Source organism: Sulfurimonas aquatica, from assembly GCF_017357825.1.
GTDB lineage: Bacteria > Campylobacterota > Campylobacteria > Campylobacterales > Sulfurimonadaceae > Sulfurimonas > Sulfurimonas aquatica.
In genome coordinates, this window is record NZ_CP046072.1 from 1,104,637 (window position 1) to 1,130,028 (window position 25,392).

The following is a 25,392-nucleotide window of genomic DNA, read 5'->3' on the forward strand; positions in this document are numbered from 1 at the left end:
TAAGCTTTTATCTCTCTCCAAATTTATCATTCCACCATTCAGTTGGTGAGTATGTAGCCTTTTTAATACTCTCTTCATCAAATGGGTACTCATAAGCATTACAGTAAGCTAGTACAGTTTCATAAGCATCATTGATCTGCATACTCATCTGTGTGGCTTTATCTTGATTACCATCATGTTTATCAGGATGCCATTTCTTCATAAGTAGTTTGTACTTGTTTTTGATTTCTTTTAAAGAGGAAGTCTCTCGAAGACCAAGGAGTGATTTGGCCTTCATGAGTTTTTCGTAAGGAGTTGACAATTTTTAGTCTTGTTGTTGTCTCATATATGCTGGAATATCTAAGTAATCTGCATCTAAATCACCACCAACAACTAAACGTGGACGGATTTTAGCACGAGGTGGAGCTACTGGAGTCTCACTTACAAAATCTTCATTATTTGATAAATCTTTTTCAAAACCAGTTGCTACTATAGTTATTTTTACATAGTTTTCAGGGAGAGACTCATCAGTAGATGTTCCCCAGATAACTTCAGCCTCTTCATGAGCACTATCATGAACTACTTCCATCGCTTCTGCCATCTCTGTCATAGGAAATTCAGGATGCATGTTAAAGTGTACTAAAACACCCATAGCACCATTTATCGACATGTTGTCGAGTAGTGGAGACTCTATAGCTGCTTTAATAGCTTCATAGGCTGCATTGTCACCTTCGTGCTCACCAACACCCATAAGTGCCATACCTTTATGGCTCATTACTGTTTGTAAATCGGCGAAGTCAAGATTGATATCATTATCTCCACTTGAGAGAATAACACCAGATGTTCCACTTACAGCTTGAGCTAAAACGCTGTCTACTATTTTGAAACTCTCTTTCATTCCTAATTTTCTATCGATGATTGAAAGAAGTTTATCATTTGGAATGACAACTATAGAGTCACTCTCTTTTTTAAGTTCAGCAAGTCCAGCTTCTGCAAGTTTTAGGCGTTTACGACCTTCAAACATAAATGGTTTTGTTACTATTGAAATTGTAAGTGCACCAACTTCTTTAGCAATTTGTGCAACAACAGGAGCAGCACCAGTTCCTGTACCACCACCAAGACCAGCAGAGATAAATACGATATCAGCACCCTCTAGCGCGGTTCTGATATCGTCATAGTTCTCTAATGCAGAGTCTTTACCGATGTTTGGCTTCATACCAGCACCAAGACCCTTTGTGAGTTTTGCACCAATTTGTATTTTTGATGCTGCAGAGTTTTCATTCAAAACCTGTGCATCAGTATTTACTAGCATCATCTCAATACCAGTAACACCCTCTTTAATCATATGACCAATCATATTACCACCACCGCCACCAACACCGACAGCTATGATTCTTGCACCGCTTAAACTATTTGCTTCTTCAACTATAAATGGTTCCATTATTGCACTCCTTAAAATAACTGGGTAGCCCAGTTCCAAAACTTACTAAAGCCACCAGCTTCATCACTCTTTTTCTCTTTTGAACTATCTAGATTTACCATTTTTATCTCTTGTGCATCCTCTTCCGAAGGTGCAACAGGTATCTGAGCCGATGTAAGATCTATAGATTTATTATCAGTTGGCTTCTCATTTGTATGTCTTACTCTTTTGTTTGCATCTATCTCATATGGAGTATATGCAACTGCTGAGTACATAACAAGGCCAATAGCACTAGAGTATTCAGCCTCTCTTAGATTGTCAAAAAGACCATTCATCTCTACAGGTTTTGCTAAACGCACAGGCATAGAACCAAATGTCGCTATTGCTAAATCTCTGATGCCTTCCATTTTTGAAAAACCACCAGTTAAAACAATTCCAGCACCGATTTGCCCTTTAAGGCCACTGTTATCTATAAACTGAGCTAGTATCATAAGTGTCTCTTCTACTCTTGCGAAGATAACATTATGAACTACATCGAGTGAGACTTCATGTGTTGACTCTTCATCACCTATAACAGGAAGTTCTATCAGATCATTACTTGGCGTTAGTAGTGAACCATAAGTGAGTTTCACCTTGTCTGCTACATTTAATGGTGTGTGAAGTGCCATAGATAAGTCACTTGTTACATGGTTTGAGCCTACACCAAGAAACTCATTGTATCGTATAGAATTTCCTGAGTGAATTGCAATGTTACTTGTGTTTCCACCCATGTCTATCACAGCAACACCAAGCTCTTTTTCATCTTCATTAAGTGTTGCTATAGAAGAAGCATAAGAGTTAAGGACTATGTTTTCAACTTCAACGCCAGCGCCAAGAACTGCTTTTTTTAGATTATTTAGATTTGACTTTTGTGTTGTAATGATGTGTGTTTCAACTTCTAAACGCGAAGCGTTCATACCAAGTGGATCTTCTATGAAATCTTGATCATCTACTTTAAAGTTAAAAGGAAGGGCATGTAGAACTTCATATTCATTAGGTATATTAGCATTGTATAAAGAGGTGTGCATGACGCGCTCTATCTCTTTAAAGCTAATCTCTTTTGTCTGAATATTTACAATACCATTAGAGTTTAAACTTTTTGTATATGCTCCACTAATCGAAACGATAGCACTTTTTACATCACTACCTGCAACACGTTTTGCATCTTCAACAGCAGTCTCTATACTTCTTGAAGCTAGTTCGATATTTGTGATACTACCGCGTTTAAGGCCCTGTGCTTTTGTAGTACCAGCACCAGTGATAGATATACTACCATCATTTTCAATTTGAGCGATGATAGCACATATTTTTGTTGAGCCAATATCAATGGCTAAAACAGTTCTACTCAATTTAGAGTCCTTGGATAAATATCTCAGTCTTGTATCTATTTTTCAAACTTTTAATAAGCGCTTCATTGAAGATACCACTCTTGAGTGAAGCAATCGTATTATCTGTTTCGTTATTAGATTTATCAAGCATTTTTTGTTCCAATATATGGTAAAGAACAATTTTTCCGCTATTTAATTCTATGTAAGATCTTTTCTTATCACTTACAAATAAATTTTGTAAAAATTCACTTGCTTGTGCTACTTCTAAATTAGTTAATTTTGAAGAATCACTTGCTGTTATAAACTCTGTAGTAGTCCCTGAAAATGTCTCTAATGAGTTGTTTGCTAACTCTTGGAGTTTTGTTTTTTTAGTTTGAGATATATAGATTGCTAAAACTTCATTTTTTGCATCTTTAAAAGTCTTTGCTATTGATGGATTAGTTTTTATAAGTTCAAAAGTATAATAAGTTCCGTTTACTAAAATAGGCTTCATGTAAGGAGAACTTATTGACAGCTTAGATATTTTTTCTATAGTATCTTCATTGAAAGGATTGTTTGATTTTGAAATTGTAGCAGTGTTGAAAGCCACACCTGAGTCAAGTTCTCCTTTCTTATATGCTATATATGTTCTTAGTGCTTTATCCTTCGTCGCTTTTTCATTAAGCTCATCTATAATGCTTGATTTTGCTGATTCTAAAGGAAGTATTTTTCCATCCTCACCTTTAAAATGAGTTTTATTGTTAGTGTAATATTGTGAAATTGTAAGATCATCAAACTTCTCTGTAACTTTGTCTTGTTTGATATATTTTACATCATAACTTACTTCACTCATAAAGTTTTGAGATCTACTCTGCCAAAATGGTTTAAGTTTTTCATCTGAAGTGTCAATTGTAATATCTGCTGATGTAAGTACTTTATAATTAATTTTATCAGCTATATTTAAAATAGTAGAGAGTATTTTAGCTTCGTTTTTAGTTTCTTTTACTGGTAGCAGTGATAGAGTTTTTTGGATAAGAAGCTCTTTTGTTAAACTTTGCTCGTACTCTTTTGTACTTAGTCTATTTTGAGATAGAACTTGCTTATATGTCTCTTTATCAAATGAACCATCTTTGAAGAAGTACTCTTGAGTTTTTAGTGAAGCGATAAGATCTTTATCAGATATTTGTAAATCATAAGAGTGTGCTAGATTTACTAAGAGTGATTGTTGAATAAGTTGATCAAGTGCTTGTTTTTGAAGACCAAACTGTTTTGCTTTTTCTTCATCAAAATTACCTTGAAACATCTCATTGTATCTTGCATATAAACGTGAGTAGCTTTTTTGAAGTTCACCCATTGTGATTTCAACTTCTCCAACCTTGGCAACAGCTCCAGCTTTGTCACCATAACTATACTGTCCCCATCCAACAAATCCTGCACCAACAAACGCGATTGTTGAAACCCATATAGTTATTATAAGCCACTTTTTATGTCTTTGCATCCATGTAATCATATATAAAAAACCTTATCTTTGATATTTGTGTAATTCTATGTAAATTCGTATTAAAGCTTGATAAAAAAAAGTTTAATATCTGTGAAGTGGGTAAGAAAGGTACTTTTTACTCGTAATCGTAGTTACTTACCTGACTATCTAGCATAAGTAGTCGGCAGCTTTTTTCTAATACCGCAAGTTTTTTCGCCATCTCATGAATATCTCGGTTATAAGCATAAACGCCATAACCTCTGATAACCATAATATTTGTTTTTTGACTTTGAAAATAGTAGGCTATTTCACTGGCAGCTCTATCATACCAATCTTCAAACTGTTTTGGATCTACAATCTCTATAGAACCGATCTCTTTAAAACCAAAGTAATCTTTTGGCGTAATTACATTATGCTGGAGTGAATAGGCTGTTGTAAATTGAGGCATGCTAAAACAGATGAATTTTGCTTCACTAATTTGTGAGTATATACTATAGTGAATTCCTGCATCTATACTTGCTTGATTCCAACGATAATCTTTTTTATAATAGAGCTCAATCAATGAGTTTTCATGTAGGGCATCAAAGACAGCCTCATTTGTATTTATTAAAAAGCGATTCGTCTCAGTTTTAGCTGATAGTGAACCGTGATAAATACCAAAGAAATCCTTTCTAAACATAGATAGTGCTAAGCTAGAAAGAATCTCTTTGAGGTGTGGTTTATTCATGACTTATTTAAACCAACTCTTCATCTTTTCAATAGCTGAGTCAAGTACGCCTTCATGCGGTTTTGATTCTATGCCAAAAGAGTCTTGAAGCTTACTAAGAAGTTCAAATTGCTCATCATTGAGTGTCTTTGGATATTGTAGGTTAATAATTGCGATTAAATTTCCTTTACCATGACCATGTACATCATCTATACCCTCATCTCTAAAAGTAAAACGCTGTTTGTCTCTTGTTCCAACATTAAGTTTGAGCTCTAACTCACCTGTTAGTGATGGAATGGTTAGTGTTTCACCAGTGATAGCTTGAGTGAAAAATACAGGAATTTCAATATAAACATCATTGTCATCTCTAATAAAGTGCTTATCTTGTTCAACTTCAAAAGTAACATATAAATCGCCTCTTTGACCTTTTTTGCCAATATTTCCTTTTCCTGAGACACGAAGTCTATTTCCACTGTCGATACCTTTAGGTACTTTAATGCTAACGCTTTCTTTAACCTCTTCATAACCACTTCCACGACAGCTTTTACATGTATCTGTTGCCGCACTTCCTGTTCCTTGACAGACTGGACAAGTTTGAGAAAAAGTCATAAAACCTTGTTTCATATAAACTTGGCCTTGTCCTTTACACTGTTTACAAGTAGAAAGTTTTCCATCTTTGGCACCAGTTCCGCTACAATCTTTACAAGATTTTTTGTATGAATAATCGACTTCTTTTTCACATCCAAATATAGCTTCACTAAAACTAATTCTCATGTCAATATTCATATCTAGCGGGTACTTATCCATATCTGCTGGATTTTGACGACGGCGAGAACCTCCTCCGCCAAAGCCACTAAACATATCTTCAAACATAGAACCTAAATCATCAAAACCACCAGATGAACGGCCTCCGCCACCCATACCTTGTAGGCCCTCTTTACCGTAACGGTCATAGATACTTCTCTGTTTGTCATCGCTAAGACATTGATACGCTTCATTACAGAGTTTGAACTTATGTTCAGCTTCTTTATCATCAGGATTCTTGTCAGGATGGTACTTCTTAGCCATTGATCTATAGGCCTTTTTAATAGTTGTCTTATCTGCACTTTGTGTGACTTCTAATATTTCGTAGTAACTTAAATCTTCCATTTTCTTCCATCTAATTGTAATATTTTTGGAATTATACCGTTTTTGTAGTTTACTTCAAACCTCTATAAATAATTTAGATGGTATAATCACTCTTATGAAAATAGCTATCTATATTTTTTCCATTGTAATGCTCTTTTTAGGCTGTTCTAAAGAGCAAAATGAATTGATTAATAAATTTATCGATATTACTTTTTTTGAAAAATCTATAGACTCAAATACATCAATACCCATGGTGAGTACTTCAGAAATAAATGCCACTCTCAAACCGAAAATTTTATCAAAAAAGCTTCCTAAAACTTACCTTATTGAGAGTAGTTATGATGAGTTGCCAAATTTTCATAATGAAAATTATGAGGAGGCTCTGAAGCAGTTTAAAAATAATTGTAGAACTAAAAAAAGCAAAAAACTTTACGGAGAACTTTGCTTACTTGCTGAAAATGTAAATGATTCAAAAGAGTTCATAACTAATTCATTTAAACCCTATTTTATTACAACTAAAAATGCTAAAGAGGAGGGACTATTAACAGGGTATTATGAACCAGAACTTCGTGCATCTCTAAAGAAAAGTAAAAAATATAAGTACCCCATATATACAACACCAAATGATTTAATCACAGTTGATTTAAGCTCTATCTACCCTAAGTTAAAAAACTATAGACTTCGTGGAAAAGTAGAGGGAAATAAGCTTATTCCATATGATACTAGAGCTCAGAGTAAAACAAAGGGTATTGATGCTGAAGTACTCTGTTACTGTGACTCTAAAATAGATAGATTTTTTTTAGAGATACAAGGTTCAGGTCGTGTAAAACTTGAAGATAATAGAACTATGTATATAGGTTACGATAATCAAAATGGACATAGGTACAGAGCGATAGGAAGATACTTAGTACAAAAGAATGAGTTGCGTTTAAAAGATGTATCTCTTCAAAGCATAAAAGAGTGGTTAGTAGAAAATCCAAGTAGACTTGATGAAGTTTTAAATTATAATAAATCAATGGTTTATTTCAAACAAAGAGATCAAGCAGCCACTGGTTCTTTAGGTTTAGAGTTGACACCGGAGCGTTCAGTTGCAGTTGATAGAAGGTATATACCACTAGGGAGTATGCTCTACTTAAACGCCGACTTAAAAGAGAAAAAGATTTCTAAACTAGTTTTTGCTCAAGATACCGGTGGAGCTATTAAGGGTTCTATTAGAGCAGACCTCTTTTTAGGTGCAGGTGAAAAAGCATTAGAAGTAGCGGGAAGATTAAAAGCACCCCTAAAACTTTGGATATTACTTCCAAAAGATGAGAAAAAGAGTATATGAACAGTTCATTAGAAAAATTTAATCGCTTAGTCGATGCACTTCAAGAGTTACCAACAGTTGGGAAAAAGTCAGCAACAAGGCTTGCTTATCATATGATTATGAATGATACATTTGTAGGTATGCGTATATCACATGCTATTGAAGATGCTCTTGGTAGTCTAAAAAAGTGTAGTGAGTGTGGAGGGATGAGTGAAGATGAACTCTGCTATATCTGCTGTGATGAATCACGCGACTCAACACTTTTATGTATGGTTGAAAATGCTAAAGATATACTTCTACTTGAAGAGAATGGTCTTTTTGATGGAAAATATTTTGTTCTTGACTCGCTTGAGGAGTTAAGTATTGCTCACTTAGAAGAGCTTGTTAAACGCGGGGTTGATGAGATACTATTTGCTATCACACCATCTATATCAAATGACGCGGTAATTCTTTATATAGAAGATAAGTTAAGTGCATATAATGTCAATTTTTCTAAAATTGCTCAAGGTGTTCCTACTGGAGTGAGCTTAGAAAATATTGATCTATTATCTCTTACTCGTGCGTTGGAAGACAGAGTGAGGGTATAGATGAAGTTAATAATAGCCTTTTTTCTGACACTGTCACTTTATGCTGCAGAGATGCAAAATGATAAAAATTTAGATTTAGATGTTTTAAAACCTAAACACGATAGAGCAAAAGTTGCAATGAATAACTGGCTAGATGGTAATTTCGGCCTTAAGCCTTATAAAACAAACTATATTTTGCCATATGGGATTCAAGAAAATAAATATGATTCTTTTACAAGCGATGACTATATTAATGTTGAGGCAGAACTACAGGTAAGTTTTAAACTCCAAGTAGCAAAAGATTTTTTTAATTTAGATGAGAGATATTTTTTCTCATATACACATAGGGCATTTTGGCAAATATATACAGAATCATCACCTTTTCGTGAAACAAATTATTCTCCTGAAGTCTTTGTTGTGATTCCAATCAATGACGAGTCTATTTTTAAGTTAAGAAGCGTTCAGTTGGCTTATGCACATACTTCAAATGGTCAAGGTGAATCTCATGACAAAACGCTCTATACCTACCATTATCAAGATCCTTTAAATCAATCACGTAGTCTAAATATGCTTTACGCAAAGCTTACTTTTCAGCATGATACTCTTGTAACCGACCTTGAAGTTATTCATAGAATGAAAGAAAATATAGAGAATGATGACAATCCAAGTATATTGTATTATATAGGTTTTGCTGAACTAAAACTCAATTATTTTTTAGGCGATCACATGATGACACTAAAAGGACGATTAAGTCCATACTCTGAAAAAGGCTCTGTTGAATACACTCATTCTTATCCTGCAATTAATGACACTTACTTCTATCTTAAGGTTTTTTCTGGTTATGGAGAGAGCTTGATAGATTATGATAAACATATTTCTAAAGCTTCATTTGGATTTAGTTTCTCGAGATGATTTAAATTTACCTTTTTTATAGCTAGATATACTAGTAAAAAGTAATATAATAATATAAACTATTGAACATAGAGGTATTATTATGCAACATATCATGGGAAAAAGCTGGCACAGCTTAGAAGTTGATAAAATTGTAGAGCTACTAGAGAGTGATTTAAATGATGGTTTAGGGCCACTTAGCATAAAACATAGAGAAGAGCAGTTTGGAAAAAACCAATTAAAAGCTAAAAAAAGAGATTCAAAACTCAAAAAATTCTTTATGCAATTTCATAACGCGCTTATTTACATACTTCTATCCGCTTCACTAATTACAGCATTACTACATGAGTGGATAGATAGTGGAGTAATATTTGGCGTTGTTATCGTAAATGTAATCATTGGCTATGTTCAAGAGGTAAAAGCGGAAGAGGCAATTAACTCATTAAAAGAGATGATGAATACCCCAGCAGTTGTCTTAAGGGATGGGGTGAAAATTGCCGTCTCATCTGTTGACATAGTTCCAGGCGATATAGTGCTTTTAGAGTCTGGCTCAAAGGTTCCTGCAGATTTGAGGCTTATTGAATGTAATGACTTAAAAGTTGATGAGTCTATGCTTACGGGTGAGTCAATGAGCGTTATGAAAAACATAAGTTTACATAATCAGGACATCACGATAAACGATAGAAAAAATATGGCCTATTCTGGGACATATGTTACTTATGGTAGAGCAAAAGGAATTGTTGTCGCTACTTCAAGTCATACAGAGCTCGGTAAAATTGCTCATCTTATTGAGGAAACTACTTCTATGCAAACGCCACTGACTAAGAAAATATCTGCGTTTAGTAAAGTTTTACTCTATATAATTTTAGCACTAGCTACTTTTACTTTTTTTGTTGGAATGTGGCATGGAAACTCTGCGGTAGAGACATTTATGGCATCTGTAGCTTTAGCTGTTGGTGCTATACCTGAGGGCTTGCCGGCTGCTGTGACCATTACACTGGCTATTGGTGTGAGTCGTATGGCTACAAAAAATGCCATTATAAGAAAGTTGCCTGCAGTGGAGACTCTAGGGAGTGTTACTACAATATGTTCCGATAAGACAGGTACACTTACTCAAAATAAGATGAGTGTAACAAATCTATATGCATCGGGAGTATCTTATAGTGTAACAGGCAATGGTTATGAGCCAAGAGGAGAGTTTTTTAAAGATAACAAAAAGATTGATAGTTTAGATGATAGTTTAAAAGAGGTTTTAAGAGCAGGTTATCTCTGTAATGAATCTTATCTTGTTAAAAAAGATACTGAGTATAGTATACATGGAGATCCAACAGAGGGCTCTTTGGTAGTCTGTGCATTAAAAGCTGGCTTTGAGGAGCATCTTCTTAATACAAAGTTTCCTAGGGTTGATATACTCCCTTTTGAGTCAGACAGACAATATATGGTTACACTGAATAGAGATGTTGAAAATAGTGAAAATATTTTATATCTTAAAGGCTCAATAGAAAAAACTCTACAAATATGTGATTTTGAAGTGAAAGATTCAGAGATAGTGGAGATTAATAAAGAGCTTATTCTAAAGAGGGTGGATGAATATGCGTCAAAAGGTTTAAGGGTTTTAGCTATTGCTAAAAAAGTTGTCTCAGGCGATAAAATAGATAATAGATTACTTGATAATAAGTTTATATTTTTAGGCCTTCAAGCAATGATGGATCCTCCACGACAAGAAGCTATCGATGCAGTAAAAGAGTCTATAGGTGCCGGTATTAAAATTATTATGATCACTGGAGATCATGCACTTACCGCGTTTAGTATTGCAAAAATGATGTCTATCATACCTAAAGAAACACCTTTTGAGGGTTCCGTAATTACCGGTAAAGAACTTTTTAACTTAACAGATACGGAGTTAATAGAAAAAGTTGCTTATGTGAGAGTCTTTGCGAGAGTAGAGCCAGAACAAAAACTTCGTATAGTCGACGCGCTTCAAGAAAGAGGTGAAATAGTAGCAATGACTGGTGATGGTGTGAATGACGCACCAGCACTCAAACAAGCCGATATCGGCATAGCTATGGGTATGGGTGGAACTGAGGTTGCAAAAGAGGCCGCTGATATGATTTTAAGTGATGATAATTTTAGCTCAATAGCTCATGCCGTAAAAGAAGGAAGAAATGTATTTGATAACTTAGTGAAATTTATCACATGGACACTGCCTACAAATTTAGGGGAGGGGCTGGTGATACTTTTTGCCATTATGCTCGGAATAACACTCCCTATACTTCCAGTTCAGATTTTATGGATAAATATGTCTACAGCAATACTCTTGGGTCTTATGCTTGTTTTTGAGCCAAAAGAAGCAAATATTATGCAGAGAAAACCAAGAGATCCTAAAAAACCGATACTTACAAAAAGTATCATAATACAGATGTTGGTTGTAGGGTTTTATATGTTGATAGCATCTTATTTTATGTTTAACATAGCATTGAAAAATGGACACAGCGTTGAATATGCTAGAACTATCGCTGTAAATATATTTGTATTTGTTGAACTCTTTTATCTTTTTTCTTGTAAAGAACTAGAGAGATCCGTCTTTAAAACTAATATTTTTAATAATAAATTATTGCTTTTAGGCGTTGCAATGATGATATTTGTTCAAATACTATATACACATACCAACTTTATGAACATTACATTTAAGAGTGAGGCATTAGATATCCTAACATGGAGTCAGATTATAATTATATCTGTTGGTGTTTTATTTGTTGTAGAGATTAAAAGAACGATTGAAGCGAAACTACTAAATGCGTAAGAAAGGCATTATACTTTATAGTTGAAAACTATGAAGCATATGCTTTTTAATATCCTCTTTTTTTAGCACAGCATTTACAAAAAGCTCATTTGCTAAAATACCTTGACCTAAAAGCATATCTGCACCATCTTTATAAATAATATTTTTACTCTTTGCCATTTTTAAGAATGGCGTTAACTTACCATAAATGGCATCTGCTACATACCTTGTGTTGTTTAGCAGTATTTCTACTAGCTCTTTTGGTGCTGGGAGTTCTTCATCTTTTAATCCAGCACTAGTAGTGTTGACAATTAAGTCATATTTACTACTTTCATAATTACTCCAATGAAAACATTCACATCCAAGTTCTTTAAAGTAAGAGAGTCTTCCTTCACTTCTATTCATTATGCTAACTGAAAAGTTTTCTTGTAAAAATCTCGCCGCTAATGCCTTGGCCGTACCACCGGCTCCAAGAATAAGGATGTTTTTAATATTTTTAAACTCTTCAATAGAGTAGATAAAACCATCAGCATCTGTGTTATAGCCAATAAGCTTACCATTTTCATTTACAAGAGTGTTTACAACGCCCACTGTTTTTGCAAAGCCTCGTATCTCATCACAAGCTTCAAACGCAGCTTCTTTATGTGGGACAGTAACATTAGCACCACTAAGCCCCAGTGAGAAAAAAGTCTCTTTGAGTTTAGAACCATCAAGTAGATGGGTTCTAGTGTAACAAGCAGGATAGTTTAGATTTTTAAAAACAGTGTTATGCATAAGAGGAGAGCGAGAGTGTGACACGGGGTCACCAAATATAGAGAAGAGTTTTTGCATTAGTCTTTATCTAAATCTTCAAGAGAATGGATAAGCGCTCCGAGTTTATTCTCTACCTCTTGGTATTCTGACTCTTTTTGTGAATCAGCTACGATTCCTGCTCCAGCTTGAAGAATTACACAATCTTCTTTAACCATAGCTGTTCTTATTGTGATAGTACTATCCATATTACCATCAAAACCAAAGTAGCCTATGCTACCACTATAAAAACCGCGTTTAAGACCTTCATACTCAGCTATAAGCTCCATAGCGCGTATCTTTGGAGCACCCGTCATAGTTCCTGCTGTAAACGTAGCCATAAATAAATCAAACATATCTTTGTCATCATCAAGCTGGGCAACAACATCTGAAACTATGTGCATAACATGAGAGAAGCGTTCTATATGCATCATGTCTTCAACTTTTACAGTGCCCGTCTTTGCAACGCGGCTTACGTCATTTCTACCCAAGTCTATTAGCATAAGATGTTCAGATAACTCTTTAGGATCAGCTAATAGTTCAAGTTCTAGCTCTTTATCTAACTCTTTTGTTTTTCCGCGTTTGCGAGTTCCTGCAATTGGACGAAGAAGAAGTTCCCCATCTTGAAGGCGAACCATTACTTCAGGGGATGAGCCAACAATGCTAAAATCTTCATATTCCATCAAAAACATATAAGGAGAGGGGTTTTTACCTCGTAAAATTCTATAAAAGCTAAAAGGGTCAACTTTAATGTTTCGTGTAAATCTATTAGTCATGAGTATCTGAAATACATCACCACTTTTTATCATCTCTTTTGACTTGTCAATCATTTCAAAGAACTTTTCTTTTGAATGAGCAAAAGTTCCTTTGTCTTTACCAATATTATGAACTCTATGCTTATATGTATAGGTCCCTTTTAAGTCATCATGAATAGCTTCAAATTTTTCACTATACTCTTTTAACGTGCTTACAAGAGTTATTTTATGGTTTTTATGTGAGTAGACAAGTATCATCTTTGGTAGGATTAAATCAAGATCAGGAGTATTTAGATCATCTCTAAGATTATCCATACTTGAGGAGAGTTTTGGCTCAAAAACTTTAACCATATCGTAACCAATATAACCTATAAAGCCATCTACATAGCCAACTTTCAATTCTGCTATTGCATTTTTATAGGGAGTAGTATCTATAGATTTATAGTAATTTTTTAAAAAATCAAAAGGATTTTCTTCTTTTACTTCTTTAGTGCCATTACTCTTTGTATAGACTGTTTTATTATCTATATATTGAAGGCGTTCTCTTGCTCCAATACAGATGAAACTGTAGTTCCCATCACTCTGATCCGCACTCTCAAAGAGATAGGTAATCTCCTCTGAAAACATCTCTTTGAGTTTTGAGTAAACGGCAATAGGTGCAAATTGGTCTAGAGTAAATTGTTTAGAATATATCAATACTGAACCTTCTAAACTACATTTTTACTAAAAATGCACCTGGCTCAACTTTTGAGCGAAGAACTTTTCTAGCATCTTTTGCTTCTTTTGATGTATTAAATGGTCCTACAAGAACTTTGTTTAAAATACCAACTTTGTGATATTCATAATTAAAGCCTAAGTTACTTATAGAACTTAAGAATTTTTTGTTTGGTGCATATTTTGAGAATGATCCAACTTGAATGTAGTAAGTTTTATCGCTTGCACTGCTACTTTTAGCAATGGCTTTTGACGGCTGAACATGTTTTACACTTTTCTTAGCTATCTCTTTTTTTACTACAGCTTTTTTTACTACCACTGGTTCTACTATCTCTTGTGTCTCTTCAGCGATCAAATCTTCTTCTAAACTCTCTTGTTTAAGCTTTTTAGCAATCATATCTAAATCAGCATCTGAACTACTCTCTTGAACTACATCAACCTCTTCAAAAAGTGGTTCTTGTGTAGCTGTTGAGGGAAGTTGTTTTGTTGGCTCAGGAGGAAGTACAGCTTGAGGTAAGTTACTTGTTCCACTTGAGCTTAATGAGTTCATTAACATAACGACAATGATTAAGATAACACCAAGTGTAGCAACTGCTAAGATGATTTTCTTGTTAGAGTTGGCTGTTGTGCCTTTATTCAATATTATGTCGTTTAATTCATTTTTATCATTCATGGTCTTGCCTTAAGAATTTTATTTGATTTATAATAGCAAAAATAGTCTAAATAGTACATTTTTTTCTAAAAACTTATTGGAGTTCTTAGAAAAAATTTACTACATATGTTTAGACCAAGCTGCTCCGCGTTCTTTTGCATATACTTCATATGGGAGAGTGAGAATATTATACTCATCAGGCATGTCAGAATTTGGAAACATTCTCCACTGTTTTGGTTGCTTACTCGCTAGTTTCATACTTATCATCTTTCCAAGCTGTATAGCTTCAGCTAATGTAGTATGCCCTTTATGAATATAGACATGAAGATGCCCCTCTGTCTTTGTTTTGTATGCGGTGAAGTTAATATAACCCTCTTCGCGAAGAAGAAGTTGTGCTTTATGATAAAAACGTTCAGGGTCTCTACCATTATAGTCAATCACAATGTTTTCAACTTTACCGCGGGAGTTTACAATAGAGTGAGCTACTGTAATGTCACCCTTTATATGTTTGTTAATGACAGTTTGATTTAACGGAGCGCTTATTTTTTCAAACTTGTTGTAAAATGTACGTCCTTTAAAAGATATTTTATCCACTACGGACTCTTTTTTTTCCCAGTAGTGATCGCTTACCATTTTAATAAGTTTTAAATCCATTGCTGTCATTATTTATCCTTTAGTATGTTGCTTGGTTATAAATTACAAAGTTTTGTGCTAAAGCCTTTAACTCTTCTTTGATAGTTGCTTGAAGGTCTGTATTTGTAATGTCATCTAAAACATCAGCCATTTTATTAGCAATGATTTCAAACTCTTTTTCTTTCATACCACGAGATGTAAGTGCAGGTGAACCAACACGAATACCTGAAGTTACAAATGGACTTCTAGTCTCACCTGGAACAGTATTTTTATTAATAGTGATACCAGCATTGCCTAAGGCTGCATCAGCATCTTTTCCAGAGATCTCTTTACCTACAAAAGATACTAAGATAAGATGGTTGTCAGTTCCACCAGATACTACATCATAACCACGTTTCATCATAACTTCACCAAGTACTTTAGCATTTGCTTTTACTTGTTTAGCATACTCTTTCCATGCAGGAGAGAGATTATGTTTGAAGCCAACTGCTTTTGCAGCGATAACATGAACTAATGGTCCACCTTGGAGCGCAGGGAAGATTGCTGAGTTCATTTTCTTAGCTATATCTTCATCATTTGTCATAATCATACCACCACGAGGGCCAGCAAGCGTTTTATGGGTAGTTGTAGTTACAACGTCTGCATAAGGAAATGGTGAAGGATGCTCACCAGCAGCTACAAGACCTGCGATGTGTGCAATGTCTGCAAATAAAATTGCTCCAACATCATCAGCTATTTCACGGAATTTTTTAAAATCGATTTCACGAGCATATGCTGAAGCACCACAAACAATTATTTTTGGCTGAACAATTCTAGCAATATCTAAAACTCTTTCATAGTTAATACGACCATCAAGTTCAACACCATAAGTAAAACTAGAGTAGTTTTTACCTGAAAAACTAGGCTTTGAACCATGTGTTAAGTGACCACCATGACTTAAGTCCATTCCTAAAAGTTTATCACCAGCTTTTAGTAGTCCAGCATATACTGCACCATTTGCTTGGCTTCCTGAGTGTGGTTGCACATTTGCATAAGAACATCCAAATAGTTCACATGCTCTATCTATAGCTAATTGCTCAACGCCATCAGCATACTCACATCCACCATAGTAGCGTTTAGCTGGATAACCCTCAGCATACTTGTTTGTAAACACTGAACCCATTGCTTCCATAACTGCTGGAAGCGTGAAGTTTTCAGATGCAATCATCTCCAAGTGATCAGTTTGTCTCTCTAACTCTTGCTCACATAGATTAAATATCTCTTCATCAAATTCTTTTAAAAAACTCATTTATTATTTCTCCTCTTCTTGTGTGTTATGTTCTTCATGTATTGGTTTCATTGCTGGAAATAGTAGCACATCTCTGATTGAATGTTCATTAGTTAGAAGCATAACAAGTCTATCTATACCTATTCCTTGCCCAGCTGTTGGTGCCATACCGTAACTGAGTGCTTCAACAAAATCACTATCCATCTCATGTGCTTCATCATCACCACTATCTTTAGCCGCCATCTGCCCTTCAAAACGTGAAAGTTGATCTATTGGGTCATTTAGCTCGCTAAATGCATTTGCTATCTCACGACCAGCAATAAAGAGCTCAAAACGCTCTGTAATATCTGGGTTTTCATCACTTCTACGAGCAAGTGGAGATATTTCCACTGGATACTCAGTAATGAAAGTAGGGTCTATGAGTTTCTCTTCAACAAACTCATCAAACAGCTCACCTTGAAGTTGACCTAAATTCATGCCAGGTTTAACACTGATATTTTTAGATTTTAGATACTCTACAATTTTATTTTTATCGCCTGTTACTTCAGCTGGAACACCGCCAATAGTAGTTAAAGACTCAATAAGTGGAATCTCTACAAAGTTGTCAAAGTTTACTTCTATATCTCCATAAGGTAGACGAGTTGGTAGGTCTAAATGCTCAAATAAGTATTGGAAGTACTCTTTTGTAATCTCTATGAGGTCTTTATATGTCTTGTATGCCCAATAAAATTCTATAGAAGTAAATTCAGGGTTATGAGTAGCATCCATTCCTTCATTTCTAAAGTTACGATTTATTTCAAATACAGCTTCAAAACCACCAACAATTAAACGCTTAAGGTAAAGTTCTGGTGCGATTCTTAAAAATCTATCTATGCCCAGTGCATTGTGATGAGTAACAAACGGTTTTGCATTTGCCCCGCCAGCAATTGGATGCATCATTGGAGTTTCAACTTCTAAGAAACCCTTGTCTTCAAAAAATCTTCTTGTTAAAGATATAACTTTTGAGCGTGTTTGAAATGTTTTTCTTACATCAGCATTCATAATAAGGTCAAGATAGCGTTTACGGTACCTTATCTCTTTATCTGTGACACCATGGAATTTTTCAGGAAGTGGACTAATAGCCTTTGTAAGAATTTTCAACTCATTTACATGTAAAGAGAGTTCACCTTTTCCTGTTACAAAAGGGTAACCTGCTACTTCTATTATGTCACCAACTTCGATATTTTTTTTGAACATATCGTTATAAAAACCTTCTGGTAAGTTATCGCGGGTAACGTAAACCTGAAGCATTCCACTCTCATCTTCAATCTTTACAAAACTTGCTTTACCCATAACTCTTAAAAGTTTAATCCTACCACTCACTATATAGTGGCGTTTTTCATCGCGTTTATCTTCTTTATCTTCTATGTCAGAGTTTACATTTAAGTATTTTTCTATAGTTGTATTTCTTTTAGAATGATTAGAATATGGATTATAGCCCGCTTCTTTTAAAAGATTTGCTTTTTCAATTCTCTGTTGTATAAATTTATTTTCAAAAATCAATAATTTTCCTTCGTTTATTTTTATATTGTTTATATCTTTAAAGTGAAACTCAATAAGAGTTCTTTGTAGTTCTTATTGACAATCTTTACAAATACCATATATTTGCATTGAGTGGTCTACCATTTTAAAGCCGAGCTCTTTGGTAATCATATGTTGACGAGATTCAATCTCTTTATCAACAAACTCGGTAATATTTCCACACTCTGTACAAATGAGATGGTCATGATGCTCTTTAGCACCGAGTTCATATTTTTTCCCTTGTGCACCAAATGAAAGTGATGTCACAACACTAGACTCTTCAAGTAGGGCTAATGTTCGGTAGACTGTAGCTATGCCTGTTTTAAGTTCAGGCTGCTTTTCTTGTATGAGATGATGAAGTGCTTCTGGTGTTAAGTGTTCATCTGAGCTATAAAGAGTCTCAAGTATAACTTCTCTTTGAATAGTGAATTTTAAATTATTCTTTTTCAGAAGCTCTTTAAAATTATTCAGAAGTTGTTCATATTCAACTGTTCTATCTTGGAAGTTTGTTGTTACCTTACTCATATTAATTCTCTTTTAACTCTTGTTTTATTTCTTCAATTTTTTTAACTGCTTCTTCTTCTACAAGTTTTTTTGTTTTTTCTTCAATAGCTTGTGTGCTATTTGAAATACTCTTATTAATATCATCACTCATATTTACTGGGTCCATTTTCATGATAAATGAGCCTGTTTCAACCATAATAGGAAAGAGTATACTATTTTCAAGTGCACTATCAATACTAGACTTCACAGCTTGGACACTATATGCAGCATGAGCTATGACTGCTGCAATTAAAAAGAATTTACTCGCACCAAAGACAAAACCAAGGATTTTATCTACAGGACCAAGTCCACTCATAGCACTGAGTTTTTTAAATATAAAACCAATGAGGACCATTAGTAACCAAAATATAGCTAGTGTAGTCAAAAATCCCATAAAGCTAATAGCAGAGGTACTTTCAAAGTTAAAGATTAAGTTATTTAAATACTCTCCAACTTCATCACCAGCTCTAGAGGCAACAAAAATACCACCTATAATTCCTACAAGTCCGAAGACCTCTTTAAAAAATCCGTTTATAATTCCCTTTAATCCTAGTAAAAGGATTATAGAAGCTGCGACAATATCAAAGTAGTTTATATCCATATTATTTTAATTCCGTTGTGATTTGATTTTTACCATTTTTTTTTGATTTATAGAGTGCTTTGTCTGCTCTATTTAATATACTATCAGGCGTATCATCTTGATAGTATATTGTTTTACCAATGCTCATAGTTACATTAAGTGATTCACCCTTATATATAAACTTATTTGAACTTATAAGAGCAAGAATTCTATCTGTTACATCTACTGATGTTTTCATGTCTATTCGGTTAAGAATAATAACAAACTCTTCTCCACCAAATCTAAAGACTTTATCTCCATCACGTAAAGTTTTTCTTAATAAGTTTGCTATAAATATTAAAATCTTATCTCCTGCAATATGCCCATAGGTATCGTTTATCTGTTTAAAGTCATCTACATCTAATATAAGGAGATGTAAGTCATACTTATTTGTTTCTTTTAAACATAAATCATCTAAAAATGTCGAGAGAGCTCTTCTATTGAAAATCTTTGTTAAAGAGTCTAAGTTTGAATTTTGTTCAAGCTCTTTAATCTTATTCATAAGATTATTGATTACATCATTGGCTTGTTGAACTTCACTCATCATATGTTCTTGAATGTCCTTAAACTTTTCGCTTATCTTTGGAATATCAATCTGCAAATAAGAACTATTTTCTATGGTCTGTTTATGTAGTTGGGCTAACTCTTGAAATTTATTGTTTGTATTTTTATAACTTAAAAGACTCTCTTTAGCTATATCTTCATAAATACTTTTAAATTCAAGATCAGCATGAATTTCTGAAGTAGTACCTTTGCAGTCTGCATCAAGAATACTTTTAGATGAAGCACATAAATATGAGGAAATATCTCTAGCACTTGTACCATCTTGTGAGTCAATTTTATCAGTCAACTCATAGTACATTTTATTTATTAGAGATTTAAGTTCATCTTTTTGCATAGCTGTCCCAGATCAAAATATTTCATTATTATACACTTATAATCATAAATAGAGCTTTTATCAAATTATTTCAGCTTAAAAAATCGTATAACCAAGAATTTAGCTATTTTTAGATAAAATTGCCAAAAATTATTATATATAAGGTCTAATATGAGTACTTGGAGCCCATCTAGTTGGAGAGAAAAACCGATTTTACAACAGCCAACTTACCCAAATAAAGCAGAACTGGATAGAGTTTTAGAAGAACTTAAAAACTATCCACCATTAGTTTTTGCAGGTGAAGCTCGTTCACTTAAAAGCCAATTAGCTGGTGTAGCTAATGGAGAAGGATTTTTACTTCAAGGTGGCGATTGTGCTGAGAGTTTTTCAGAGTTCAAAGCACAAAATATCCGTGATAGCTTTAAAGCAATGTTACAGATGGCTGTTGTGATGACTTATGCGGGTGGATTACCAGTTGTAAAAGTTGGCCGTATTGCTGGTCAGTTTGCAAAACCACGTTCAAGTAATACAGAAACATTTGATGGTGTAACTCTTGACTCTTACCGTGGTGATATTATTAACGGTTCTGATTTTACACCTGAAGCTCGTACTCCAGATCCCCAGAGAATGATAAAAGCATATAATCAGTCTGCTGCTACACAAAACTTACTCCGTGCTTTTGCATCAGGTGGGTTAGCAGACTTACATCAAGTTCATAAGTGGACACTTGACTTTGCACATCAAGGTGGTGCAACTCAAAAGTATGAAGCACTTGCAGATGAGATTGGAAAATCTTTAAAGTTTATGGAAGCTTGTGGTATCACATCTAAAACATATAGAACACTTAGAGAGACTGACTTTTACACTTCTCATGAAGCACTTTTACTTCCTTATGAAGAGGCATTTACACGAAAAGATTCCACAACTGGTGACTGGTATGATACATCGGCACATATGTTATGGATAGGAGATAGAACACGTCAACTTGATGGTGCTCATGTTGAATACTTAAGTGGCGTTCACAACCCAATAGGACTTAAAGCTGGTCCATCAATGGATCCAGAAGATCTAGTAAAACTATGTGCAAAACTTAACCCTAATAATGAAGCGGGTCGTTTAAATGTTATCGTGAGAATGGGTGCTGGAAAAGTTGGGGATGGGCTTCCTGCACTTATCCGTGCTGTTGAGAGAGAAGGGCAAAAAGTAGTATGGTCATGTGATCCAATGCATGGAAATACTATAAAGTCTTCTAACAACTATAAAACACGTCCTGTTGATGCCGTACTTACTGAGATGAAAGAGTTTTTCCAGGTACATAAGTCCGAGGGTACTTTTGGTGGTGGCGTTCACTTAGAGATGACGGGTAAAAACGTTACTGAGTGTATCGGTGGTAGTTTTACTGTAACTGAAGAGGATTTAAGCTCTCGTTATCATACACATTGTGACCCGCGTTTAAACGCAGACCAATCTTTAGAGTTGGCGTTTTTGATTGCAGATAGTCTAAAAGATGCACAAAAGTAGAGTTTAAAAACTCTACTTATTTTAAGAGTTTATCTCTTCTTCTTTCTCTTGTATAGTTAAAAGCTCTTCAACTTTTAGCTCATAGAGCTCTTCAAGCTCAGCAAGCTCTTTTGCTATGCTAGTTATACCTTTTTCTTCATAACATTTTGGATCGGCTAGACACTCATTTGTATTTTCTATCTTCTCTTCTAGCTCTTCAATCTCAAGAGGTAGTTTTTCTAGGGCAATTTTCTCTTTAAACGTAAGCTTTAATTGTTTTACTTTCTCTTTGATTATCTCTTTTGGCTTTACTATCTCGTTTAAAGCACCCTCCATATCGTCAAGCTCTTTTAACTCTTTTTCTAACTCAAGGTACTGAGTATACTCTTGATGTGACTCTTCTATCGTTTTGTCAGCTTTAAATATAAATAGTTTTTTTGCAATCTTATCTACGAAGTATCTATCATGAGAAACTATGATGACTGCACCTGCAAAGTTTGTGAGTTGCTCTTCAAGAATGTTAATAGTAGGTATGTCTAAATCATTTGTGGGCTCATCAAGTATGAGTATGTCTACGTCTTTAGTAAAGAGTAGGGCAAGGGCAACGCGGTTTTTTTCACCACCACTAAGAACTCCTACTTTTTTATCTAAAAACTCTCTAGGAAATAAAAAGTTTTTAAGATACCCATAAACATGTAGGTCACTCCCTCTTACGCTGACTCTATCTCCACCATGAGGACAAAATGTCTCAATGAGGTTTTTATCATCATCAAGTAGTTCACGATGCTGGTCAAAATAACCTACTGTGAACTCTCCGCGTTTAATAGTCCCAGTAGTAGGTTCCAAGCGTCCTAGAAGAGCTTTAAGTAGCGTTGATTTTCCACTGCCATTAGGTCCTACGATAGCTATAACGTCTTTTTGAAGTACGCGAGTCGTAAAGTTTTTAAGTAGCTCTTTGTCACCAAGCGTAAGACCAAGGTTCTCTATTTCAAAGAGCATCTTTTGTTTGTTTATACTTTTATCACGATTAAAGTGTTTTGCCTCGCGTTGTAGCTCGACTGACATTTTACGAATTTTTGCAGGGTTTGTTTTTGCGTCCTCACGAAGATTCATCAATCGCTCTTTTCTTCCTTCGTTGCGTTTAAGACGAGCGCGAACGCCACGGGCAAACCATTCGTTCTCGCGTTTAAGAACTCCAAGTAGGTTGTCATGCTGTTTTTGTAGAGTCCGTATATACTCTGCTTTTTGCGTAAGATAGTTTGAATAGCCACCGCTGTACTCTTTTAAAACGCAATCATCCACTTCAACGCTCTTTGTCGCAATCCTATCTATGAAGTATCTATCATGAGAAATAAAAACGAGAGTGAATTTCTCTTTTAAAAGAAGCTCTTCTAAAAACTCCACCATATATACGTCAAGATGATTGGTAGGCTCATCCAGTAAAAGTATGTCTGGCTTTTGAAGTAAGAGTGAGGCGAGGGCGACACGGCGTTGCTCGCCTCCACTTAAAAGAGAGATAGGCTTGTCTTCGTAGCGTTTAAGGTCAAAATGCTGGATAATGCGTTCTATCTTATCATCCAAGTTCCATGCATTATGGTGTTCGATATAACGCGAGAGTTTTTCATGCTCATCAATCAGTAGTTTATTTTCAAAATCATCTGCGAGTTTTAAAGAGAGTTCATTGTACCTCTCTTTTGCCGCGTTTAACTCTTTAAGTCCATGCTCTACAGCTTGGCGAACGTTATGACCTTCGACAAAATTAGGACGTTGGTCGAGCATTTTTACTTCAAGATCATTCTTAGTGATTCGTCTCCCGCCATCTTGGGCGAGTGAACCATTGATAATTTTCATTAGAGTAGATTTTCCACTTCCATTTTTACCAATGATGACTATGCGTTCGCCCTCATCTACATGAAAGTTTACTTCAGTAAGAATTTTTTGAGCAGAGTAGTGTTTTGAAATGTTTTGTAGGTCTATTAATGCCATTAAATAATCTTCATATATTTTTTTGAATGATACCTAAAGAGCCCTTAATAATACTCAATTATAATTAGAGTATTAAAGATAGCCTTAATGGAGATAGTATGAAGTCAATTATGTTTGTATGTTTAGGAAATATTTGCCGCTCACCAATTGCAGAGGGGTGTGCCAAGAAAATTGTAAAAGAGAACTCCTTAGATATAAAAATAGACTCATCTGGGACTAGTAACTGGCATACAGGTGAAGCTCCTTGTGATAACTCTATAAAAGTGTGTCAAATGAATGGAGTAAACATTTCAGGTCAAAGAGCTTCTCAATTTAAAAAAAGTGATATAGAGAAGTATGACTTAATAGTAGCTCTTGATGATAAAAATGTTACGTCGCTAAAAGAGCTTGGGGCTTTAAATGTTGTAAAACTAGGTGCTTATGGGTATGAGTCAGAGGATGTTCCTGACCCTTACTTCTTTGATGGATTTGAGGGCTTTGATAAAGTTTATAAAATGATAAATGAGTGTGTCACAAACTTGTTAAAAGAAGAGATATAGCCTTGGCATTAAAAACAAAAGAAAAAATTATTATAATCGGCGCGGGAATAAGTGGCGTTTATCTTGCATACTTACTTCAAGAAAAATATGAGGTAATTATTTTAGAAGCAAGAGATAGGGTAGGGGGAAGAATTTTTAGTATTGATGGACATGATATGGGCCCCTCTTGGGTCTGGCCACATCAAAAAAATATTTTAAAATTAATGGATGAACTGGGTTTGGAGCTTTTTAGACAAAACTCTAAAGGTTATGCCATTTATGATACTGAGGCAAAGGTGGAAGTTTTTTCCGCTCCACAATCTACTCCATCTTTTAGAGTTAAAGGCTCCTTAACAAAGTTAATAGACGCATTAAAAGATCAACTTGAAAATGTGGAAATATATCTAAATAAAGAGGTTCTATCTGTTAAAATAAAAGAGGGATTTGTGAGTGTATTTACGACTAATAAAGAGTATATTGCTAATTATGTTATTTCTACGCTGCCTCCAAGAGTTACCAATAGGATCAACTTTGAGCCAAAACTACCAGATGAGTTAGAGAAGAAAATGTTAGCTACTCAAACATGGATGGGAAATAGTGCTAAATGTGTAGTGGAGTTTAAAAAGAATATTTGGCAAGAGAAAGGTTTAAGTGGTTTTATGTTTTCACATGTGGGACCATTAGGAGAGATTCATGACGCTTCTTGTGAAGGAAAACATGCTCTATTTGGTTTTGTAAATGCTAACGCAAATATGGAAGATTTTGATTTACAAGTAACAGAGCAGATGATAAGGGTTCTTCAGATAAAGAGTGATGATATTTTGAAAATATACTTAATAAATTGGAAAAGTGAGAAATTTTCGTCTACTAAAGAGGACTCAAAGCCATTAAAAGCTCACCCAATATATGGGATTGATACAAGTGCATATAGCCAAAGAGCACTCTTTAGCTCAACTGAGTTTTCTTATGAAGAGGGTGGTTATATAGAAGGTGCCATAATTAACGCTAAAAAAATATATAACAAACTAGTTAACTAAAGATAAAAACATAAAATTTTTGCCGTATACCAGTCTGCAATGCCTTGGTCGTTATATGGGTACTCTCTTTGTTCAAATGGAATTACGCTATTTCTAAGTTTAGAGCGTATAATCCCAACAACGATAAAAGAGAGTAAAAGTACACCAATCGCAATAAAGTAATCATACATAAACCACACCACTAAGCCTGTAAGATAGGGGGAGAACTGTAAAAAAATCCTTAAAGTAAAAGAGATAAGCTTACACTTCTTTGAAGTTAGTTTAGGAGTTGGTTCAATTTGGTTGATAAAATCTGTTTTCATAGAGTTATTGTAGCTAATATTTTATTATTTATACTA

24 protein-coding genes are annotated in these 25,392 nt (G+C 34.6%); 7 read left to right on the plus strand and 17 right to left on the minus strand.

Annotation, left to right across the window (positions count from 1 at the left end; genetic code table 11):
• Positions 1-7 precede the first annotated feature (7 nt).
• From GJV85_RS05330 to dnaJ, 6 genes are all read right to left on the minus strand, one after another.
• A complete protein-coding gene (locus GJV85_RS05330; RefSeq protein ID WP_207562831.1) occupies positions 8-277 on the minus strand; it encodes a J domain-containing protein in 270 nt (89 codons plus the stop codon).
• A 27-nt stretch (positions 278-304) separates the two neighbouring features.
• Entirely contained in the window at positions 305-1,420 is a 1,116-nt protein-coding gene (gene ftsZ, locus GJV85_RS05335; RefSeq protein ID WP_207562832.1) for a cell division protein FtsZ, read from the minus strand.
• 11 nt (positions 1,421-1,431) lie between these two features.
• Entirely contained in the window at positions 1,432-2,787 is a 1,356-nt protein-coding gene (gene ftsA, locus GJV85_RS05340) for a cell division protein FtsA (protein ID WP_207562833.1), read from the minus strand.
• A 1-nt stretch (position 2,788) separates the two neighbouring features.
• Complete coding sequence (locus tag GJV85_RS05345) at positions 2,789-4,255, minus strand: peptidylprolyl isomerase (protein WP_207562834.1); 1,467 nt, start codon at positions 4,253-4,255, stop codon at positions 2,789-2,791.
• A 106-nt stretch (positions 4,256-4,361) separates the two neighbouring features.
• Positions 4,362-4,952, minus strand: coding sequence for a class II aldolase and adducin N-terminal domain-containing protein (locus tag GJV85_RS05350; RefSeq protein ID WP_207562835.1), 591 nt, complete (start codon positions 4,950-4,952; stop codon positions 4,362-4,364).
• A gap of 3 nt (positions 4,953-4,955) precedes the next feature.
• Positions 4,956-6,080, minus strand: a complete 1,125-nt coding sequence (gene dnaJ / locus GJV85_RS05355; RefSeq protein WP_207562836.1) for a molecular chaperone DnaJ — start codon at positions 6,078-6,080, stop codon at positions 4,956-4,958.
• 94 nt (positions 6,081-6,174) lie between these two features.
• Between dnaJ and mltA the strand changes: the two genes are divergently transcribed.
• The 4 genes from mltA (at position 6,175) to GJV85_RS05375 (ending at position 11,625) form a co-directional block, all read left to right on the plus strand.
• Positions 6,175-7,386, plus strand: coding sequence for a murein transglycosylase A (mltA, locus tag GJV85_RS05360; RefSeq protein ID WP_242689845.1), 1,212 nt, complete (start codon positions 6,175-6,177; stop codon positions 7,384-7,386).
• Positions 7,383-7,952, plus strand: coding sequence for a recombination mediator RecR (gene recR, locus GJV85_RS05365; protein WP_207562837.1), 570 nt, complete (start codon positions 7,383-7,385; stop codon positions 7,950-7,952). Before mltA ends, recR begins: the two co-directional genes overlap by 4 nt.
• Positions 7,953-8,843 (plus strand): phospholipase A, encoded by an 891-nt coding sequence (locus GJV85_RS05370; protein WP_207562838.1) that lies wholly within the window; start codon positions 7,953-7,955, stop codon positions 8,841-8,843. It begins immediately after the preceding gene.
• An 82-nt stretch (positions 8,844-8,925) separates the two neighbouring features.
• Positions 8,926-11,625: a cation-transporting P-type ATPase gene (locus tag GJV85_RS05375; protein ID WP_207562839.1), complete on the plus strand. Its 2,700-nt coding sequence runs from the start codon at positions 8,926-8,928 to the stop codon at positions 11,623-11,625.
• Between the two features lie 15 nt (positions 11,626-11,640).
• Here the strand turns inward: GJV85_RS05375 and GJV85_RS05380 are convergent, their stop codons facing one another.
• The 9 genes from GJV85_RS05380 to GJV85_RS05420 form a co-directional block, all read right to left on the minus strand.
• A complete protein-coding gene (locus GJV85_RS05380; protein ID WP_207562840.1) occupies positions 11,641-12,435 on the minus strand; it encodes a shikimate dehydrogenase in 795 nt (264 codons plus the stop codon).
• Complete coding sequence (locus GJV85_RS05385; RefSeq protein ID WP_207562841.1) at positions 12,435-13,844, minus strand: anthranilate synthase component I family protein; 1,410 nt, start codon at positions 13,842-13,844, stop codon at positions 12,435-12,437. Before GJV85_RS05385 ends, GJV85_RS05380 begins: the two co-directional genes overlap by 1 nt.
• Before the next feature lie 16 nt (positions 13,845-13,860).
• Positions 13,861-14,535, minus strand: a complete 675-nt coding sequence (locus tag GJV85_RS05390; protein ID WP_207562842.1) for an SPOR domain-containing protein — start codon at positions 14,533-14,535, stop codon at positions 13,861-13,863.
• A gap of 99 nt (positions 14,536-14,634) precedes the next feature.
• Complete coding sequence (locus tag GJV85_RS05395) at positions 14,635-15,177, minus strand: DUF1882 domain-containing protein (RefSeq protein WP_207562843.1); 543 nt, start codon at positions 15,175-15,177, stop codon at positions 14,635-14,637.
• A gap of 10 nt (positions 15,178-15,187) precedes the next feature.
• Complete coding sequence (locus GJV85_RS05400; protein WP_207562844.1) at positions 15,188-16,435, minus strand: serine hydroxymethyltransferase; 1,248 nt, start codon at positions 16,433-16,435, stop codon at positions 15,188-15,190.
• Between the two features lie 3 nt (positions 16,436-16,438).
• Positions 16,439-17,956: a lysine--tRNA ligase gene (gene lysS / locus GJV85_RS05405; RefSeq protein ID WP_207562845.1), complete on the minus strand. Its 1,518-nt coding sequence runs from the start codon at positions 17,954-17,956 to the stop codon at positions 16,439-16,441.
• A gap of 72 nt (positions 17,957-18,028) precedes the next feature.
• On the minus strand, positions 18,029-18,499 hold the full coding sequence (locus tag GJV85_RS05410; RefSeq protein WP_207562846.1) for a Fur family transcriptional regulator: 471 nt from the start codon (positions 18,497-18,499) through the stop codon (positions 18,029-18,031).
• Position 18,500: 1 nt separating this feature from the next.
• Complete coding sequence (locus GJV85_RS05415) at positions 18,501-19,118, minus strand: CvpA family protein (protein WP_207562847.1); 618 nt, start codon at positions 19,116-19,118, stop codon at positions 18,501-18,503.
• Between the two features lies 1 nt (position 19,119).
• Positions 19,120-20,034 carry a GGDEF domain-containing protein gene (locus tag GJV85_RS05420; RefSeq protein WP_207562848.1) on the minus strand — a complete coding sequence of 305 codons (915 nt, stop codon included), beginning with the start codon at positions 20,032-20,034 and terminating at the stop codon, positions 19,120-19,122.
• Between the two features lie 150 nt (positions 20,035-20,184).
• Here GJV85_RS05420 and GJV85_RS05425 point away from each other — a divergent pair, with 150 nt between their 5' ends.
• On the plus strand, positions 20,185-21,534 hold the full coding sequence (locus GJV85_RS05425; protein WP_207562849.1) for a class II 3-deoxy-7-phosphoheptulonate synthase: 1,350 nt from the start codon (positions 20,185-20,187) through the stop codon (positions 21,532-21,534).
• Positions 21,535-21,555: 21 nt separating this feature from the next.
• Here GJV85_RS05425 and abc-f read toward each other — a convergent pair whose 3' ends face one another.
• Positions 21,556-23,499: a ribosomal protection-like ABC-F family protein gene (gene abc-f / locus GJV85_RS05430; RefSeq protein WP_207562850.1), complete on the minus strand. Its 1,944-nt coding sequence runs from the start codon at positions 23,497-23,499 to the stop codon at positions 21,556-21,558.
• A 98-nt stretch (positions 23,500-23,597) separates the two neighbouring features.
• Between abc-f and GJV85_RS05435 the strand changes: the two genes are divergently transcribed.
• Together GJV85_RS05435 and GJV85_RS05440 are read left to right on the plus strand one after the other, a co-directional pair.
• Positions 23,598-24,038 (plus strand): low molecular weight protein-tyrosine-phosphatase, encoded by a 441-nt coding sequence (locus tag GJV85_RS05435; RefSeq protein WP_207562851.1) that lies wholly within the window; start codon positions 23,598-23,600, stop codon positions 24,036-24,038.
• Between the two features lie 2 nt (positions 24,039-24,040).
• Complete coding sequence (locus GJV85_RS05440) at positions 24,041-25,054, plus strand: flavin monoamine oxidase family protein (protein ID WP_207562852.1); 1,014 nt, start codon at positions 24,041-24,043, stop codon at positions 25,052-25,054.
• Here GJV85_RS05440 and GJV85_RS05445 read toward each other — a convergent pair.
• Positions 25,051-25,356, minus strand: coding sequence for a hypothetical protein (locus GJV85_RS05445; protein WP_207562853.1), 306 nt, complete (start codon positions 25,354-25,356; stop codon positions 25,051-25,053). The two genes, GJV85_RS05440 and GJV85_RS05445, sit on opposite strands and share 4 nt — an antisense overlap.
• Between the last annotated feature and the right edge of the window lie 36 nt (positions 25,357-25,392).

Coding starts and splice junctions, on each gene's coding strand:
- GJV85_RS05330 (WP_207562831.1), bottom strand. CDS start 277: ATGAAGGCCAAATCACTCCTTGGTCTTCGAGAGACTTCCTCTTTAAAA.
- ftsZ (WP_207562832.1), bottom strand. CDS start 1,420: ATGGAACCATTTATAGTTGAAGAAGCAAATAGTTTAAGCGGTGCAAGA.
- GJV85_RS05345 (WP_207562834.1), bottom strand. CDS start 4,255: ATGATTACATGGATGCAAAGACATAAAAAGTGGCTTATAATAACTATA.
- GJV85_RS05350 (WP_207562835.1), bottom strand. CDS start 4,952: ATGAATAAACCACACCTCAAAGAGATTCTTTCTAGCTTAGCACTATCT.
- dnaJ (WP_207562836.1), bottom strand. CDS start 6,080: ATGGAAGATTTAAGTTACTACGAAATATTAGAAGTCACACAAAGTGCA.
- mltA (WP_242689845.1), top strand. CDS start 6,175: ATGAAAATAGCTATCTATATTTTTTCCATTGTAATGCTCTTTTTAGGC.
- recR (WP_207562837.1), top strand. CDS start 7,383: ATGAACAGTTCATTAGAAAAATTTAATCGCTTAGTCGATGCACTTCAA.
- GJV85_RS05370 (WP_207562838.1), top strand. CDS start 7,953: ATGAAGTTAATAATAGCCTTTTTTCTGACACTGTCACTTTATGCTGCA.
- GJV85_RS05375 (WP_207562839.1), top strand. CDS start 8,926: ATGCAACATATCATGGGAAAAAGCTGGCACAGCTTAGAAGTTGATAAA.
- GJV85_RS05380 (WP_207562840.1), bottom strand. CDS start 12,435: ATGCAAAAACTCTTCTCTATATTTGGTGACCCCGTGTCACACTCTCGC.
- GJV85_RS05390 (WP_207562842.1), bottom strand. CDS start 14,535: ATGAATGATAAAAATGAATTAAACGACATAATATTGAATAAAGGCACA.
- GJV85_RS05395 (WP_207562843.1), bottom strand. CDS start 15,177: ATGACAGCAATGGATTTAAAACTTATTAAAATGGTAAGCGATCACTAC.
- GJV85_RS05400 (WP_207562844.1), bottom strand. CDS start 16,435: ATGAGTTTTTTAAAAGAATTTGATGAAGAGATATTTAATCTATGTGAG.
- GJV85_RS05410 (WP_207562846.1), bottom strand. CDS start 18,499: ATGAGTAAGGTAACAACAAACTTCCAAGATAGAACAGTTGAATATGAA.
- GJV85_RS05415 (WP_207562847.1), bottom strand. CDS start 19,118: ATGGATATAAACTACTTTGATATTGTCGCAGCTTCTATAATCCTTTTA.
- GJV85_RS05420 (WP_207562848.1), bottom strand. CDS start 20,034: ATGCAAAAAGATGAACTTAAATCTCTAATAAATAAAATGTACTATGAG.
- GJV85_RS05425 (WP_207562849.1), top strand. CDS start 20,185: ATGAGTACTTGGAGCCCATCTAGTTGGAGAGAAAAACCGATTTTACAA.
- abc-f (WP_207562850.1), bottom strand. CDS start 23,499: ATGGCATTAATAGACCTACAAAACATTTCAAAACACTACTCTGCTCAA.
- GJV85_RS05435 (WP_207562851.1), top strand. CDS start 23,598: ATGAAGTCAATTATGTTTGTATGTTTAGGAAATATTTGCCGCTCACCA.
- GJV85_RS05445 (WP_207562853.1), bottom strand. CDS start 25,356: ATGAAAACAGATTTTATCAACCAAATTGAACCAACTCCTAAACTAACT.